At 56.5% G+C, this 15,514-nt stretch carries 11 protein-coding genes; 3 read left to right on the top strand and 8 right to left on the bottom strand.

Annotated features, from left to right (window positions below):
- Positions 1-1,271: 1,271 nt before the first annotated feature.
- On the bottom strand, positions 1,272-1,595 hold the full coding sequence (locus ACZ500_RS12720; protein WP_464232847.1) for a hypothetical protein: 324 nt from the start codon (positions 1,593-1,595) through the stop codon (positions 1,272-1,274).
- A 75-nt stretch (positions 1,596-1,670) separates the two neighbouring features.
- Positions 1,671-2,006 carry a hypothetical protein gene (locus ACZ500_RS12715; protein WP_464232846.1) on the bottom strand — a complete coding sequence of 112 codons (336 nt, stop codon included), beginning with the start codon at positions 2,004-2,006 and terminating at the stop codon, positions 1,671-1,673.
- Between ACZ500_RS12715 and ACZ500_RS12710 the strand changes: the two genes are divergently transcribed.
- On the top strand, positions 2,001-2,180 hold the full coding sequence (locus tag ACZ500_RS12710; RefSeq protein ID WP_464232845.1) for a hypothetical protein: 180 nt from the start codon (positions 2,001-2,003) through the stop codon (positions 2,178-2,180). The genes ACZ500_RS12715 and ACZ500_RS12710 overlap by 6 nt on opposite strands.
- A 520-nt stretch (positions 2,181-2,700) precedes the next feature.
- On the opposite strand, the gene ACZ500_RS12705 is transcribed toward ACZ500_RS12710, so the two are convergent.
- Both ACZ500_RS12705 and ACZ500_RS12700 read right to left on the bottom strand, forming a co-directional pair.
- Positions 2,701-8,976, bottom strand: coding sequence for an FG-GAP-like repeat-containing protein (locus tag ACZ500_RS12705; RefSeq protein WP_464232844.1), 6,276 nt, complete (start codon positions 8,974-8,976; stop codon positions 2,701-2,703).
- Positions 8,977-9,208: 232 nt separating this feature from the next.
- On the bottom strand, positions 9,209-9,352 hold the full coding sequence (locus ACZ500_RS12700) for a hypothetical protein (protein ID WP_464232843.1): 144 nt from the start codon (positions 9,350-9,352) through the stop codon (positions 9,209-9,211).
- 570 nt (positions 9,353-9,922) lie between these two features.
- On the opposite strand from ACZ500_RS12700, the gene ACZ500_RS12695 reads away from it, so the two are divergent.
- Entirely contained in the window at positions 9,923-12,274 is a 2,352-nt protein-coding gene (locus ACZ500_RS12695; protein WP_464232842.1) for a PAS domain S-box protein, read from the top strand.
- 107 nt (positions 12,275-12,381) lie between these two features.
- On the opposite strand, the gene ACZ500_RS12690 is transcribed toward ACZ500_RS12695, so the two are convergent.
- From ACZ500_RS12690 to ACZ500_RS12675, 4 genes are all read right to left on the bottom strand, one after another.
- Positions 12,382-12,645 carry a hypothetical protein gene (locus ACZ500_RS12690; RefSeq protein ID WP_464232841.1) on the bottom strand — a complete coding sequence of 88 codons (264 nt, stop codon included), beginning with the start codon at positions 12,643-12,645 and terminating at the stop codon, positions 12,382-12,384.
- Between the two features lie 15 nt (positions 12,646-12,660).
- On the bottom strand, positions 12,661-12,846 hold the full coding sequence (locus ACZ500_RS12685; protein ID WP_464232840.1) for a hypothetical protein: 186 nt from the start codon (positions 12,844-12,846) through the stop codon (positions 12,661-12,663).
- A gap of 242 nt (positions 12,847-13,088) precedes the next feature.
- Entirely contained in the window at positions 13,089-13,751 is a 663-nt protein-coding gene (locus ACZ500_RS12680; protein WP_464232839.1) for a flavin reductase family protein, read from the bottom strand.
- A 187-nt stretch (positions 13,752-13,938) separates the two neighbouring features.
- Positions 13,939-14,070 (bottom strand): hypothetical protein, encoded by a 132-nt coding sequence (locus ACZ500_RS12675; RefSeq protein ID WP_464232838.1) that lies wholly within the window; start codon positions 14,068-14,070, stop codon positions 13,939-13,941.
- 221 nt (positions 14,071-14,291) lie between these two features.
- Between ACZ500_RS12675 and ACZ500_RS12670 the strand changes: the two genes are divergently transcribed.
- Entirely contained in the window at positions 14,292-15,500 is a 1,209-nt protein-coding gene (locus ACZ500_RS12670; RefSeq protein ID WP_464232837.1) for a C45 family autoproteolytic acyltransferase/hydolase, read from the top strand.
- The last annotated feature ends 14 nt before the right edge of the window (positions 15,501-15,514 follow it).

Here is a 15,514-nt window from a genome sequence, read left to right as displayed (position 1 = left end):
GAGCGACTGTCGACAAAAGACAAAAAGATTTTGCCGATGTTCTCGCTTTCTATGGGCTGACTTCCTGGCATAACTGACGCCTTGTTCTCACAATTCCCTTGGGTGGAGGTGTGACCCATTCAAGGCGATGTGAGCAACAGCGTCCTTTGAAATGCTGGGAGCACACTATTTGGGTTTTGTATTATCCCGGAAATCAAAGCGTTTCGCTGTTCAGCGGGGCTCATCCCTGACGCCACAAATGATGTGGAATCAATTTTTTTAAAATAGGAAAATACATATTTAGAAATTTTTTATTGAAAATATAAAATAAGTATTTTGTTTTATTATGTATAAATTTTTTAGTATAATGAAAATGTATGATAGCATAAATCAGGATGGCTTATATAACCCCATTGCGTTATGTTTCTGCTTTCATTATCTATTATCATGAACCATTGACAGCCGGTATCTTTGTACTCATATATATGTTTAACATATTTATCATTGATATGATGAATACTGATAGGTTTAGGTACTGGTATATTATCAACTGATTTTCCTATAAAGTAGTTCATCTCATGTATAAACGATTCCTTTTTTTGCTCGATTGAAAAGCATGACATAAATATGAGCGATATAGTAGTGAAGAAGAAAATTTTTCTTATATATTTTATCTTATTCTTTATCATTGTTGGATTTCGCATGATATATTTCAAATAATGCCGACATGACAGTTTTAATAAATGTGTGGATTTAGCTTATTAATATGTCAAATTGAAAATTGCAGGTTGTAATAAATCATTTAAAATAAATTGTACTGCTTTAATTGTTTTATGGGAGAGTTTATTGCTTATATTCTAAGATGCATATGAATCTATTGTGGATATTTGTTAAGTTTTTATAAAGGGCTAATTGAGCGTCCTTGCTCATAGTAATTTACTGGCGGATAGTTAGTTCATGATAACACAGATCTGGATCGCTTATATAATCCCATGACATAATTTCCTTTGTATCGTTTCTGATAATATAAAACCATTGGCATTTTGTCTCTTTATATTCATATATGTATTTGCTTTGATATTCATTAATTTTTATTATTTGAATGGGATCAGGTAATGGAATATTGTAAACATATTTTCCGATATCATTATTTCTCCGTGTAATAAACATTTCTTTTTTGAATTGCAGTGTTGTGCTGCAATTTATTGATAATGCGATTAACATATATATAAATATTTTTTGCATATTATAATTTTATGTGCTTCTAATGCAATGATAAATTTATTATATTTTTATTTATTTTGTAATATAAACGGCATTACCGCATTGCAATTGTCGCTTAATACAAAAGGTGTAGATGTAAAAAGATTAAATGTAGCTAGTAGATTGCCAATGTTGGTTTCAAGCGAATTCATACACCTTATATCGCGTTTTCCTCCCTTCGCCTGCTTGAACTCAAGCTGGGCGGACCAGAGAGCGCCAAGACCATCATGGAAGAGATGACAGCCCTCAACTGTGTTCTCACTTGGCATCAGGGCAGAAAAGCACCATCTGTCCAGATTGAGGAACTCAATGAGATCCAGGCCAAAGTGCTGGCCGCCTTTGGGTATAAACAATAGCTGACGGTTAGGTTCTACAACTCCGAGACTAAATTGTATTGTAATTACAGGATATTGGAACTTACTTCAACTTCAAACTCTGAAACTCCTGTCATAGAGCAACGGAGCCTTGGCCAAAGGGCAGGTTTTCCGATTTCTGGCGGGATTCCAAACACCGAAGAATTCTTTCGTCTCATTGTCGTCAGGGACGCGCATGGCAGATCTGTCAATCGCCAGCAGACGAAATCCCATCCAGGACCGAATAGGGAAGGACTGATAGAAGAAAGAAAGCAGTTTCTCATTCAAATCAACGAAAGCCTCGAAAGAAATTTTGCGCTTGGCTAGACAGTACGCGCCAGGCTTAAACTTTCTTTCGGAGCGATTGGAGGATAGAAAAAGTTGAAAGAATCCGTCAAGTTCTTTTTGCAAGTCGCAACGGAGGAAATTCATGAGGAAAAGTATAACGGCGCTGAAGGGGGGGTTATGATTGCAAGAAAAATATTTTTCAGACAAAAGGTGGCGGTGAAAAAATTCGTGAAAATGAAAAAATTTTTTGTAAAATTTGATAAGTTTGGAACAAATTATGAAAATCACCTTCTGTGACAAACGCAGCATTTGCATCAAATTTCTCTGTAAATATATGCCGCCTTTTTCAAAATTAACATGCAGTCCAATTTCTGCTGTTGGCATAAAATAATAAACGTTGATATTTACAAGTAAACACATAATAAAAGCTATCTTGAGTCAATGACATTGAAGTTGATAATGAATATCAATTGCAATGTGCATTTTTGAATTGCTACTTTATTTACATTCTGATCCTACTAATTTGTACCCTATAATAGTACCGTGATTGTCAACTTCCCAATGTATTTCACAATTGCGCCAAACCGGTTCTGCAAAGACACAATTACCATTTGAATTCACATATTTCCTCCATGTTTTTGGATCACCATATACACGTGGAATGGACATCAATTTATATATGGAATCTCCCACAGCAATATCTGCATAGTCTTTTATCGGCATCATGGATATTGAGCAACCGAGTAGCGAAATTATGATGGAAATAGTTGTTAATAAATGGGTGGAATTTCGCATTATTTTATGATTGTTTATTGCATCAGTCATTATCTATCCTTGCTATGCTATTATAAGCTATAATAGAATTGTGATCTGTCATCAAAGCAATACTCGTAAAAGCTGCTGCGGGAAGCATGCCTGGCCAACATATTGTATTTCGCATGTCTGGTCCGCCCCAGATCTGAGCGCCGATTTGGAAGACATCGTGTAAACCCGCTACTGCATTGATGCCTGGAACTCGGTTTACAGTTTCCGATAAAGGTCCTCCCTCACTCAAGAATGTAGCTCCAGGTTCCGTAGTTGCGTGTCCGACGTTGTTAGCGCCTTCAAATGGCATAGTGTTGGGAGTTTTCGGCTGCGCTTTTCCGCCTTTTTCCCAGGTTACTCCATAGCGAACGAGTTTATTGTATGTGTATGCAGCGGATGCTGCAGCCAGGCTAAGAAGCGTTCCTTCTTTGAAGTCAAGACCGGTAAGATTTGCTACAGCTCCGCCAGCCAAAGTGTGAAGTGCAACCCGGCTCATGGTCCATCTGGAACCATAGTGGCCATTGATCCCACCGAAGAGCCCTCCGCTCAGGATGCCGATGCCGGCACCTGAGAGAATTATGTCCAATGGGTCGCCGCCGGTCATTTCAGCGGAAAGCCAGCCTGCGGTCGCTCCGGAGGCGAGGCCTCCGACGGCGCCTGCGGCGGCGCCGCGAAGAGCCGCTTGCTTGATCACGCCCTCCAGGGCGGCGGAGGCTGCCCCTTGTGCACTCGCGTAGACCCCGGTCGAGATGCCGCCGATAAAGGCACCGGCCAGCATCGATCCAAAATCCCAATCTGACTGTATCCCGGCGACGATGGTCCCGATGAGGGCGCCGACAATGAAATGGGGAAAATGTCCGCTCGGATCCACATACATGAGCGGGTTATTGCGGCAATAGCTGTATCGGTTCAACGTCTGGGGATCCATTGGATCGGGCACGATGGAATCCGGGGAGATGAAGCGCCCGATGCTGGGATCATAGAGGCGGGCGTTGTAGTTGTAGAGGCCGGTTTCGATGTCGTGCTCCTGGCCGGTGTAGCGGTGGTCGGCGATCTGGCTTCGGGATGCTTTCCGTTCGGCGCCGAAGGGGGCGTAGTCGGCGCGCTCGACCACCTGGCCGTTGGCATTGGTGAGGGCCGTGGTGCCGCCCAGATGATCCTGGTGAAAGAAGAGGAGGCCGCCGGAGTCCATGCGGGCGATTCTGGCGGCGCCGGCAAAGATGTATCGCGTCTGGATGCCGGCGCGGATCTCGAAGTGCTCGCCCATATACCAGGTGTCGGGGGTCCCCTGGACGGTCTTCTTCACCCGTCGACCTTCCGGCCCGTAGACAAACTGGGTGGTGAGGGTCCCGGACGGGCGTTTATGAACGATCTGCACGGGCTGGTTGTCCGCGTTCCAGGTGATCTGCCTCTCCGCGGGGGCGAGGGGGTCGGTGAGATCAGGGCCGTTGAGGAGGTTGCCGTTCGGGTCGTATTGAAAGGGGTTCCGGGAAAGGATTCTGCCGCCTCCCGCAGCGCTTTGCTCGACCTGAAGGGATGAGACCGCGTGGGGACGGACCGAATCGTAGGCATAGCGGAAGGTGACATCCCCGCAGCGCCGGGTGAGGAGGTTCCCGGTGGGCCCATAGGAGAACGAGAACGGAGGGAGGGAGGCCGTGGAGGGAGTTTCCGCGGTCAGCCGGTCGAGGCGGTCGTAGGTGTAGGTTAAGGTGACGTCCTGGACGCTGTCGAGGATCTCGGAGAGGTTCCCGCCCTTCGTGTACCGATAGGTCTTGTGCTGGATATCCTTCGAGGGCATCCCGCTCGGATCGGTGGTGAGGATCGCGGTCAGGCGCATCGAGGAGGGGTCATAGGAGCGGGTGGTGGCGGTCCGGTTGCCGTAAGCGGTGCGGCCGATCTGGCCGGCGGCGGTATAATCGGTGAACCGGGCGAATTCCCGGCCGTCGGAGCCGCTGACGGCCGCCAGAAGGCTCGTGCCCTTGTGATAGGTGTAGTCGACCCGGTAGGCGTCCGGATAGGTCAGGGTGCGGAGCCGGCCGGCGATGTCGTAGGTGTAACGGGTGGTGCCTTGCTGCTCCCCGAGGTCGGTGGTGACGGCCAGCACCCGCCCGAGAGGATCATAGGCTTCGTAAAGGGTGCTGAGAGGCCCCCGGGCCGCTTTTCGCAGCCTCCCGCGGCCGTTCGGGATGGAGGTGTCGTCATAGGTAAAGGTGATCGACGGCTCCCCGTTCGAATAGGCCTTGAGGACCAGCCGGTTGAGGGCGTCGTAGCCGAAGCGGGTCGTCAGCCCGCGGGCGTCGGTCTGGGCGGCGAGGTTTCCGTTCGGGTCATAGGCGTATCGCCACGCACCCATATCAGGGTCGCGCATGGTGGTTTTTCGGCCCAGGGTGTCGTAGACGATCTGCGTCTGGTTGCCCTCGTGATCGATGACCTTCAGCAGGTCGCCGGCCGCGTTGTAGGTGTAGCGCGTATACAGACAGCCGCTCTCGGCCTGTTCGATGACCTGGAGGACGCGGCCGAGCGTGTCTTTGACGATGGTTTTCCCTGTGCCGTCGGGCCCCCACACGCTTGTGGAAAGGCCCTGATAGGTATAGGCAGTGGCTATTTGACCGTGTTCGCCGTCCGGGCCGATGACCCAGAGCGGGCGCCCGCGCTCGTCGTAGACCGTCTGCCGATAGGGGTAGCGGGCGGGCGGCTTGCCGTCCTCGAGGAAGTAGGGGCCGGCCGTCAGATCCTCCCGGCCCATCGCATCGTAATGGCGGTAGGCGATGACAGGCTTTCCTTCTTCACCGAAGCCGATGGTCTGGATGGGGCGGCCGAGACCATCGACATAGACATATTCGGCCTGCACGTTCCCTTCGCTGTCTTGAAGGCGGGCCGTGGCGGTATATCGGGGAAGGCTTTCGAAGCCGTAGCTCGACCAGGTGACCCCTCCGTCCGGATAGGCGGTTTGGACGAGGCGTCCGAGCGGGTCGTAGGCATACTGGAGGACGCGGCCGTTTTCGTCCTTTTCCCACAAAAGGGAGCCGAAGCGGGGATCGTAGCCCTTCTCGATCACATGATCGATGGTTCCCGTCCGGGGATAGGTGACCTTGACGGGGTAGGAGCAGGTGTCGGTGTCGTAAGTGGTGCGCGTGCTGCGGCCCAAGGGGTCGGTCACTTGGGTCAGGTTCCCGTACATGTCATAGCCAAAGCTGGTGCGGGGGCTCTTTCCCCCGTCAAGCCAGGCCTCCTCCCAGAGGCGGTTGCCCGTGGCGCCGTATCCGCAGCGTTTCCTCCGGGCGGGGATCCACTCGTACTCCTTTCCTGCCGCCCGTCCTTCGAGGAGGGTTTCCTCCGTGAGGCGCCAGAGCCACCCGCCGAGGTTCTGGTAGGTCCACATCCGGGCCAGGGTAGGGGCGTTGGTTGCCCTTTGCCAGGTGCAGACGAGATGGCCGTTTGTCTTGTCGTAGGAATGCCCTTGCTCGGTGGAGACTTCATGGGTCTTGCCGCTTTCGTAGTCGTAGGAGCAGGTCTGCTTCCAGGACAGGCGCACATGGGCGGTTGTTTCGCCCTGATCCAGAAAGGCCTTTTCCCAGGTGTAATGCTCCTCGGCCAGGATGGGTCCGTCATCGGGTCCGCGGTGGACCTGGCAGTAGGGGCGGCCTTTCAGGTACCGGTCTTGATGGTACCAGGTATCGTGCGTGCTGCCGTCCGGGTCTTGCCTCCGGACATAGCCGAAGCCGCGAAACTCCCGTTCGGCGGCATCGAAATACCCCCCGGCATAGGTGTAGCGGGTCGTCGACTGATTCCCGAGCCCGTCGTCGCTCGTGATGCTGGACACCGTATAGACCCTGAAGGGGAGGAGGATGTTGGCGTAGCGGGAGGAGGGCGCGTAGGTGATCGCGGCGCCCCCGCCGAGGTTGCCTTTCATCTCGGCCAGAAGGTCGGGGAAGGGGCCTTTGGACAGAGAGACGTCTGTCTGCTGCTTACCGATGCGGCCGATGTCCGTTTTGCCGTCCCCGTCGAAATCCCCGGTGAGGATCGGGAATTTCATCGTGCTGGTATAGCCCTGGGCCTTGGTGAACCGGACGAGGGGTTCGAGGGCGACCCAGCCCTTGGCGCCGTCGAAGCGGTAAGAGCGGATCTGCTGGTCCCCGGCCCGGCCGATATCGATACCTCCATCCCCGTTGAAATCCCCTAAGACCATCGGATGGGTCCCTGTGCCGGTGTAGCCCTGGTCGAGACCGAGGTCGCCGTCGATATCTGCTACGCGCTCCCATTGCCCGTTGCCTTTGGAAAGCAGAACCCCGACCCCGCGGGTGTGCACGCGGCCGACATCGCTCTTGCCATCCCCGTTGAAATCGCCGACGAAGACCGGGTACTGACCGGCGTTCACGTATCCCACATTGCGCCCGAACTCGGAGACGTCCGGCATCCGGCGCCATCCCGTCGCAGGATCCGAGAAGTAGACCCGCATCCCCGAGGAATGGACCCGTCCGATGTCGGTGCGCCCGTCCCCGTTGAAATCCCCGATGACCATCGGGTAGAGGCTCGTGTCGGTGTAGCCCTGTCCGGTGCTGAGATCCCCCTCGATCGAGGCGAAGGGGGCCCACTGTCCGTCTCCCTTCGAGCGGTAGACGCTGATCCCGCTGCCTCCCGCCCGGGCGATGTCGGTCTTGCCGTCGCCGTCGAAATCCCCGGTGAAGGTCGGATAGCAGGACCAGCAGGGATAGGCCCCCGCCCCGAAATCGGCCAGATCGGGCATCCGCCGCCAGCCATCGCCGGCTGAGGCGAAATAGATCCGGACCCCGCCGTCATGGACCCGGCCGAAGTCGGTCCGGCCATCCCCGTTGAAATCCCCGGTGATCACGGGCCACTGGGCGCCTTCGATCAGGGTGCAGTTTCCGATCCGGTCGTCGACGATCTCCTGGATCTTCTTCCAGCCTCCCTCCGGCGTACGTACATAGAAGATCGCCCCGGTGCAGGTCAGCCGGCCGATATCGGTCCGGCCATCTCCGTTGAAATCCCCCGTCATGACCGGGTAGCGGTCGTAAAAGTCGATGTGGACGCCGTATTCCCAGCCCATATAAAGGCCGGTGTGGGGATAGGCCGCAAACCCGAAATCGTTCAGGCTCCTGCCCTCATCCCAGCCGGTGCCGCCTTCCTGCCAGCCGAAGGCGGCCGGGGGGAGCGCCGTCTTGCCGTCGGTGCCGTACTGGGTGATGGAAAGGAGCCGGGAGCGGCCGCTGGCGCGGCCCTGCTCGTAGGCGAGGACGTAGCGCCGGGCCAGCTGGCTGCCGGCGTAGACGGCGATGCTCTTCAAGCGCTGAGCCGTTACGGCCTTGTCATGCCCCGGATAGGAAAGGGTCTTGTCCGGGCGGTCTTCCGTCGTGAACTCGACCCGGTTCGATGGGGCGAGACTGCCGTTCCCGGTGTAGTCGACCCGAAGGGGATAGATCTCCCCCTGGTCCTTGCGGTAGGTCACCGTCAGGAAGTTCCCGTTCGGGTCTTCGACCCGGTCGAGGCACCACTTGAAGATGCCAAAGGGGCCTTCCTGCCTGGAGGCGGCGCTCGATCCGTAGAAGTACCTCAGCCCCTCCCGCGAGAGGATCTCCCAGCCTCCGGAAGAGGGGTTGCGGTAATATTTCGAGAAGGCCCCCTCGATCCGCTCGCCGTAGTACCCCTGGCCCCATTCGGGCCTTCGAACCAGTTCGGAGGCGGCCCCCTTGATCGTGGCGACGAAGTCATCGGCTGCGTAATCCAGACCGTGTCTGGTCGAACGCTGGATGGCGCCGAGGTCGAACGACCACCCGACGCCGACCCAGCCGTTTGTGCGGGAGCTGTCATAGGTGAGGGCGAGTTCGGGCGAGACGGCGCATCTCCCGGGCGGAACGAGGATCGGGATGGCGCAGGCGGCCGACCCCCCGAAAGAGGGGCTTCCCGGGAGCAGGACGCCGAGCGTGCCACTCGTATCCTGATCCGAGGGCATGGGTTCGGCCGGGCTGCTCCGCTGAGGATCCTCCGGAGGGGGCTCCGATGGTTCGGGAGTGGGTTTCGGGGATTTTGAGCTTGCTTCGAGCACTTGTTCGGATGCCTGGAGGCTTTGCCGGAGCGGGTTGGCCAAGGCGCCGGAAGCGGCTGCGAGCCGTCCTGCTTCGCATCCGGCTTCAACCAGCCGGGCATCGCCGCCCGTGGTGGTTTTGCAGTATCCCGTTTCAATCCCCGGAATCGTTGTCACCATCAGCATCCATCCCAACACCCACGCAATCGGGCGGAGACCCGCACCGCGGTCGAACAGCCGGTTCACGATCCAACCCCCTCGGGAAGGCCGCAGGCGCCAGGGAAACGGGGTGCCTGCTTTCAGACTCTGTGGCCTTCATGGCACGGGGGGCGAGTCCGGTTAGAGGTTCAAGGTTTAGGGCCCATGCGGTCGGTTAGGGATCGCTTTTACGGGTCCGCTGCGTAGTCGCTTTTAATGATATCGCCTGGCGATCGTCTGAATGGGGTCGATGTCCAGGTCGTATCCATCCGGAAATGCTTTATCCAGCACAACCCAGTTTCCAATCCGGAAATGAGGATATTTGGCCAATATCAAGGAAATCAAGCGTTTGTGCGGAGGCGACCTGCAGGTCGCCGCACAAGCAAACGTGCAGATTGACGCCGAGATTGGCCAAAAAGACCATTTCCGGATGGAAACTAGGCTGATTGGAGGACGATCATTCAAGGGCCTGGGCTGCAAGATGGCTGACCGCAATCCTGCGCTTGTAGGGTCCCGGTTCTCCTCGATGCTGCAAGTTTTTATGCATGGGCTGAAATCAAGATGTGTGCCGGATGGAGGAAAATTAGGGTAAAAATGTTGCTTTTGGAAGGTCGAAGCGAAGAAGGTTGAGTTGTTATAAATATTTATAAGCGATAAAATCTTGACCTGAGGTTGGCCAAAAACACTTTGTCTTTGAATGTACCCCGTAAAGGGCATCAGTGCGCAACGATAGCGCCCGATCTACAAGGCATCCGTGCCCCCTTTATAAGGCACGGTCTACGGGGGCGGTGCTGGCCCAAAGACCGGCGGGTTCCCGTCGGATGCGTGCTGGTTTATGACGAAGCCAGGAAGGTGATTGCCTTGCCGGTGCATGATGGTGTAAAAAGGAAAAACACACCTCAAGTGCAAATACCTTTATTTTTGGTCTTCAATGCCCATGCATGAACGGGGACGGACGGATCTTCGTGTTCCCATGACGGTAGGAGAAAATCACATGGCTGAGAACTCCACCCATGAGCAGCTTCTCGAACGGGTCAAGACACTGGAAATGGAGGCCGCGAGGCGCACGGAGGCGGAAAACGCGCTTCGCGACAGCGAACAGCTTCTCTCGCAAATCATCCAGGGCAGCCCCATCCCTACCTTCGTGATTGACAAAGGCCACTATGTTACGCATTACAACCGTGCCTGCGAGAGTCTGACCGGGGTGAACGCGGAGGATATCCTCGGGACGAGCCGCCAGTGGTCCGCCTTCTACTTGGAGGAGCGGCCGGTGCTCGCGGATTTCATCGTCGATCAGGCGCCCGAGCAGGAGATCGTGCGCCTTTACGGCACGCGGTGCCACCGTTCGAGCGTCATCGAGGGCGCCTACGAGGCGGAGGGTTTTTTTCAGGCCCTTGGGCAGAAGGGCCGCTGGCTCTTTTTTACGGCGGCGCCTCTGTATGGCCAGCATGGCGAGGTGATCGGGGCTGTGGAGACCCTGCAGGACATGACCGACCGGAAGCGGGCGGAGGAGGTCGTCCGCAATTCGGAGCGGCGCTACCGGACGCTGCTGGATTTTGTGCCCTACCCCATGGTGGCCTTTTCGCTCGAAGGCAAGGTCACCTATGCCAATGCCGCATTTACCGAGACCTTCGGCTGGACCTTTCAGGAGCTGAAGGGACAGCGCATCCCCTACGTCCCGGAAGGGCTCGAGAAGGAGACCAGCGAAAAACTCCAGGAGCTGATCCGCACGCGGCTGGTCCTGCGCCACGAAACCAAGCGCCGCACCCGGGACGGGCGTACCCTCGATGTCGTCATGCGCGGGGTGGTGTTCCTGGACGACGAGGGCGAGCCGGCCGGGGAATTGGTGATCCTCCGCGATATCACCAACGAAAAACGGATGACGCGCAACAACGAGATCCTGCACCGCATCAGCATCGCCCTGCCCGAGTACCCGGACCTCGAGGAGCTGTTGGACTATATCAGCGAGGAGGTGCGGCACCTTCTCGGGAGCGAAGGGGCGCTCATCATCCTGCACGACGAGGAGAAAAAGGAGCTTTACGCCCTCGGCGGCGCCTACGACGACACGGCCACCGAGCGCCGCGTGAAGGAGATCCGCTGGGGGATGGATCAGTTGGTGGCGGGGAAGGTCATCCAGACCGGGGAGCCGATGATTGTCACCGACACGTCGACCGATCCCGCCCTCCATCAGGAGCGGGACAAAAAGCTAGGCTATCACACCCGCAACCTGGTGCTGGTGCCCCTCCGCAGCTTCGACCGCATTATCGGATCGCTCTGTGCGATCAACAAGATCGAGGGGACCTTCGATGAGACAGACGAATCCCTCCTGAGCATGATCGCTGGCACCGTCGTCCTCTCGATCGAAAACGCGCGGTTTTCAGAGGAGCTGAAGCGCGCGTACCGGGAGGTCAGCAGCCTCAACCGTGCGAAGGACAAGGTCATCAATCATCTCAGCCATGAGCTCAAGACCCCGATCTCCGTCCTTTCAGGGTCTCTGAACGTCCTCGAACGGAGGCTCGAGGACCTGCCGGAGCAGAACTGGAAGACCACGATGGCGCGCGCGCGCCGGAACCTCGACCGGATCACCGAGATCGAGGACGAGGTCGACGACATCATGCAGGGCCGGTCGCACGAGATCTACGCCATGATGAATCTGTTGGTGGAACAGTGTACGGACGAACTGGAGACGCTGCTGGCGGAGATGGTCGGCGAGGTGCAGGGCATCGCCCGGGTGCGGCGGCGCATCGAGGATCTCTTCTCGCCCCGTGAGATGGTGGCCCGCAAGGTCCTGCTGCACGATTTCGTGAGTGAGCGGCTGCCCGTGCTTCGGGCTGAATTCCCCTCGAGGGAAGTAGATATATCCCTGGACGTGGAGCCCGTCCCCCCGATCCTGATCCCCGTCGAGGCCATCCAGAAGATCTTTGACGGGCTCGTGAAGAATGCCGTCGAGAATACCCCCAACGAGGGGAAGATCGAGATTGCGGTCAAGAAAGAGGGCGCCGGCGCCCTCCTGCGCGTCAGGGACTATGGGGTCGGGATCACCGCTGATCACCAGCGGCGGATCTTCGAGGGGTTTTTCACCACCCGTGATACCCTGGCGTACTCGTCCAAGCGGCCCTTCGACTTCAATGCAGGCGGCAAGGGCGCCGACCTTCTGCGCATGAAGATCTTCTCCGAACGCTACCACTTCCGGATCGATATGGATTCCACGCGCTGCCGCTTCCTCCCCAAAGAGGATGACGTCTGCCCCAGCCGCATCAGCGACTGCGCCTACTGCGACTCCCCGGAGGACTGCTTCAACTCCGGAGGGACCGTCTTCATCCTGCACTTTCCCCCCGCCCCATAAGAGGGAGCGGCGCATTCGCCCCAGGCCCCGCTTTCACAGGTCTTTACCCTGTTGAAGAAATCCGTTGCGGAGGAGTCTCTGCTAGGACGTTCCGGAATGTGGAATCATCAACTTACGATGATATCGGGGGGCCGGGGAGACCCCTTTTCTTCCAGGAGTCGCTCCAGAGTCAGTTCCTCGACCAGACGTACCTCGCTTACGGCGAAATAGACGTTATTGGATGCATGGTAGCCGAAGGATTGGTCGGCGCCGTCGAGGACCTCGGCCCATTCTGCCCCGAAATGACCGCGGAAGGCCTTTTTCAGGTCACCCTCGGCAGTATCCTCCGGGACTGTCGACCAGATCTTGTCGAGGTTGCCGACGGCAACCACCCGGCGCGGGATGGTTCATCCGGTTTCATAGAAATACACCGACGGAGCCGGCGCCGCTGCACCGTCGACGCTCTGAGCGAGAGCAGCAACGACGTCATCCCCGATCGCCCCGAACACGACAAGGCCGTGCCGGTTCGCAATCTCGAGTATACCCGGCAACCGGCCGCAGCCAATCGCCGCCAGAAGCATTTTCCCTGCCATATCAGCTTCTCCTTAGAGCCGATTCAATTCCTTGGCGAATCTTTCGGCCGCCATCCCATGGATCCGCTTCGCGAACGATGACAAAGTAATCGCGAAGTATTTCAAAAAACCATCTGCTGAGTTTAGAATTCGCGCCTGTGCTGCGGGGTGTGGTGTCTTCCGGTGTTCTTGCGATGTGTGCCGCCTGTATCAGCCGGCGTTATTGAGCTTGGAGCCTCTGCCGGGAAGGTGCAGACCGTGCATCATTCCCCACCGGGCTTCCCTTCCAGGCCTTTCAGCAGCAATTCGTTTTCCCCCGGAATGACCATTTCGAAGAGGGAGTCCACGGTGGTGTAGTCATAATAGCCAAGGCGCGCAAGAGGGCGGATCTTGAGGATGTCGAGCTTTCCATCCGAGGTGATCGCGTCGTCCCGGATATGCACCATCACCACCCTGCCGATGACGACATCGACGGTGCCGATCGTTCCGCTGCCGGGCAGTCGAAGGGTCTGGTGGTGCACGCATTCGAACTGGACGGGGGATTCCGCCACCCGGAAGGGCTTGACCCGAACGGAGGGCGCCTTGGTGAGCCCGGTCATCTCGAACTCGTCCACTTCGGGGGGGACCTCCGCCGCCGAGAGATTGACGGCTTCCCGCAGATCGTAGGTGGCCATGTTGTAGACGAATTCTCCGGTCTCCTCGATGTTGACGACGGAGTCTTTCCGTTTTCCGAGCGTGTTCTGGTTTGCAGCGAACATCACATAAGGGGGGTCGAAGGTGAGGTTTTGAAACTGGCTGTAAGGGGCGAGGTTGTCCACATTGCCCCTGCTGCGGGTCGAGATCCATCCGATGGGCCGGGGGACGACGCAGGATTTGAATGGATTGAAGGCCAAGCCGTGGTCGCCTTTTTGAGGATCGTAGTGCATGGCTTTCTCCTGGGGGTGTAGTCCCGATGAGCGATGGGGGATGCAGAGCGAACACTTGGGATCGGTATCCATCAGGGGCGGTTCTGCCGGCAGACCGCCATCCCTGTGAACCAACCAACACGCCGCCCTGTGATTCTCTAGTTTCCAATCCGGAAATGAGGATTTTTTCTTCACACCCTTCGGGTGCTCAGTCCCACCGCTTCGCGGCGGGTCCCGGTTTGCCAATATCAAGGAAATCAAGCGTTTGTGCGGAGGCGACCTGGTGGTCGCCGCACAAGCAAACGTGCAGATTGACGCCGAGATTGGCAAAAAAGACCATTTCCGTATGGAAACTGGGTTGCTCCGGGGAATCATTTCCGGATGGATACTCTCTATCTTCGGGCCTCTCTCTGTAAAGTCGGAGAAGGAGGCGCTACATCGGCCGGATGCCGGCATCCCCTTGTCTTTTGACAGGGATCATATTATATAAATCGCTCGGTTTTCGCCATCCGTAAATGATTGTTCATCAAAGGCGGCGTTCCAATCCGAAAAGAGGAAAAGATGCACGCGATAGTTTCGAGACACCTTGCTTCGCTGGCGATCGTGATGTTCCTGTCCCTGCATCCCTGCGGGGGAAGCGCCGCGCAGAAGGATGGGCCCTTTCAGGAGCCCGCTGCGACGTTTGAAAGCGGGAAGCTTTATCGGTGCGGCAAACTGAACGTCCTCGATCTGCGCGGGAACTATAAGCAGATGGGGCGGCAGTACGGCCATCTCCTGCGTGATGAACTGGCGCGTCTCTACCAGGAGGCCATCGAGGGGTACTTCATCCGAGAAAAGGGACTGGCGCCGGAGGCGATGAGGCACGCGGCCCAATGGCTCTTCGCATTCTATCCCCATCGTTTCAAGACCTTTTTCGAGGGCATGGCGGAAACCTCCGGGCTTCCGCTCGAAAAGCACATCCTGCTCAATGCCCTCGAGCTTTACGGGATGCTTCCCGGCTGCTCGGGCATCGCCGCATGGAACGATTACACGGCGGGCGGCCCTCTCGTCTTCGGCCGGAATTACGACTGGTTTGGCCGTTACCGCCCCTTTGCGCGCTTCCTCACGGTCACTGTCTTCAACGGGGAGGACGGCATCCCGACGGCCATCGCCACCTTTGCCGGCGTGATCTATGCCACGACCGGCATGAATGCGGAGGGGCTTTTCCTCGAACTCAACAACGGGTTCCCCTCCGGAGGGTCCCTTTCCTACTCGAACCGGGTCCCGGCCGTTGTCCATCTGCTGGCGTTTCTTCTGGACTGTTCGAACATGGCGCACCTGGACGCCGCCCTCAATTCGACCCGCTCGAACTTCACGTTCATCATCGATGCCGCCGACCGCGATGCGGCTTATGCCTACGAATGGCTCCCTTTCGATATCAAGAGGCGCGAAGGCAAGGCCGACGGCCTGCTTGTGGCGACGAATCACTTCGTGCACCCCGACTGGGGGATCGAACTTCAGGACACCGCCGGCTTCAAGAGCAGGGAGCGCAGGGAGAATCTCCTTTCCCTGGCCGAAAACCATAAAGGGAAGATGACGGTTGCCGCGATGATGGAGATCCTCGATACGCCGATCGATCATGGCGGGGCGACCTGGCCGGCGGGCGACGCGATCCAGACGGTCTATCAAGTCGTCGCGGTTCCCGCCGAGCGGATGCTTTGGGTGAAGGTGCCGGGGTTTCAGGACTGGACCGCCGTCGACCTGGGTGGTTTGTTTTCAAGGGGAAAGTGAGAGTCCGATAGACG

This window comes from Desulfatiglans parachlorophenolica, from assembly GCF_055394735.1.
The sequence above is the reverse complement of the archived record's forward strand: the minus strand, read 5'-3'. Positions and strand labels throughout refer to the sequence as shown.

What these genes read in the sequence shown, in the direction of transcription:
- ACZ500_RS12700 (WP_464232843.1), bottom strand. Translation starts at nt 9,352, where the DNA reads ATGGTCTTTTTGGCCAATCTCGGCGTCAATCTGCACGTTTGCTTGTGC.
- ACZ500_RS12695 (WP_464232842.1), top strand. Translation starts at nt 9,923, where the DNA reads ATGGCTGAGAACTCCACCCATGAGCAGCTTCTCGAACGGGTCAAGACA.
- ACZ500_RS12685 (WP_464232840.1), bottom strand. Translation starts at nt 12,846, where the DNA reads ATGGCAGGGAAAATGCTTCTGGCGGCGATTGGCTGCGGCCGGTTGCCG.
- ACZ500_RS12680 (WP_464232839.1), bottom strand. Translation starts at nt 13,751, where the DNA reads ATGCACTACGATCCTCAAAAAGGCGACCACGGCTTGGCCTTCAATCCA.
- ACZ500_RS12675 (WP_464232838.1), bottom strand. Translation starts at nt 14,070, where the DNA reads ATGGTCTTTTTTGCCAATCTCGGCGTCAATCTGCACGTTTGCTTGTGC.
- ACZ500_RS12670 (WP_464232837.1), top strand. Translation starts at nt 14,292, where the DNA reads ATGCACGCGATAGTTTCGAGACACCTTGCTTCGCTGGCGATCGTGATG.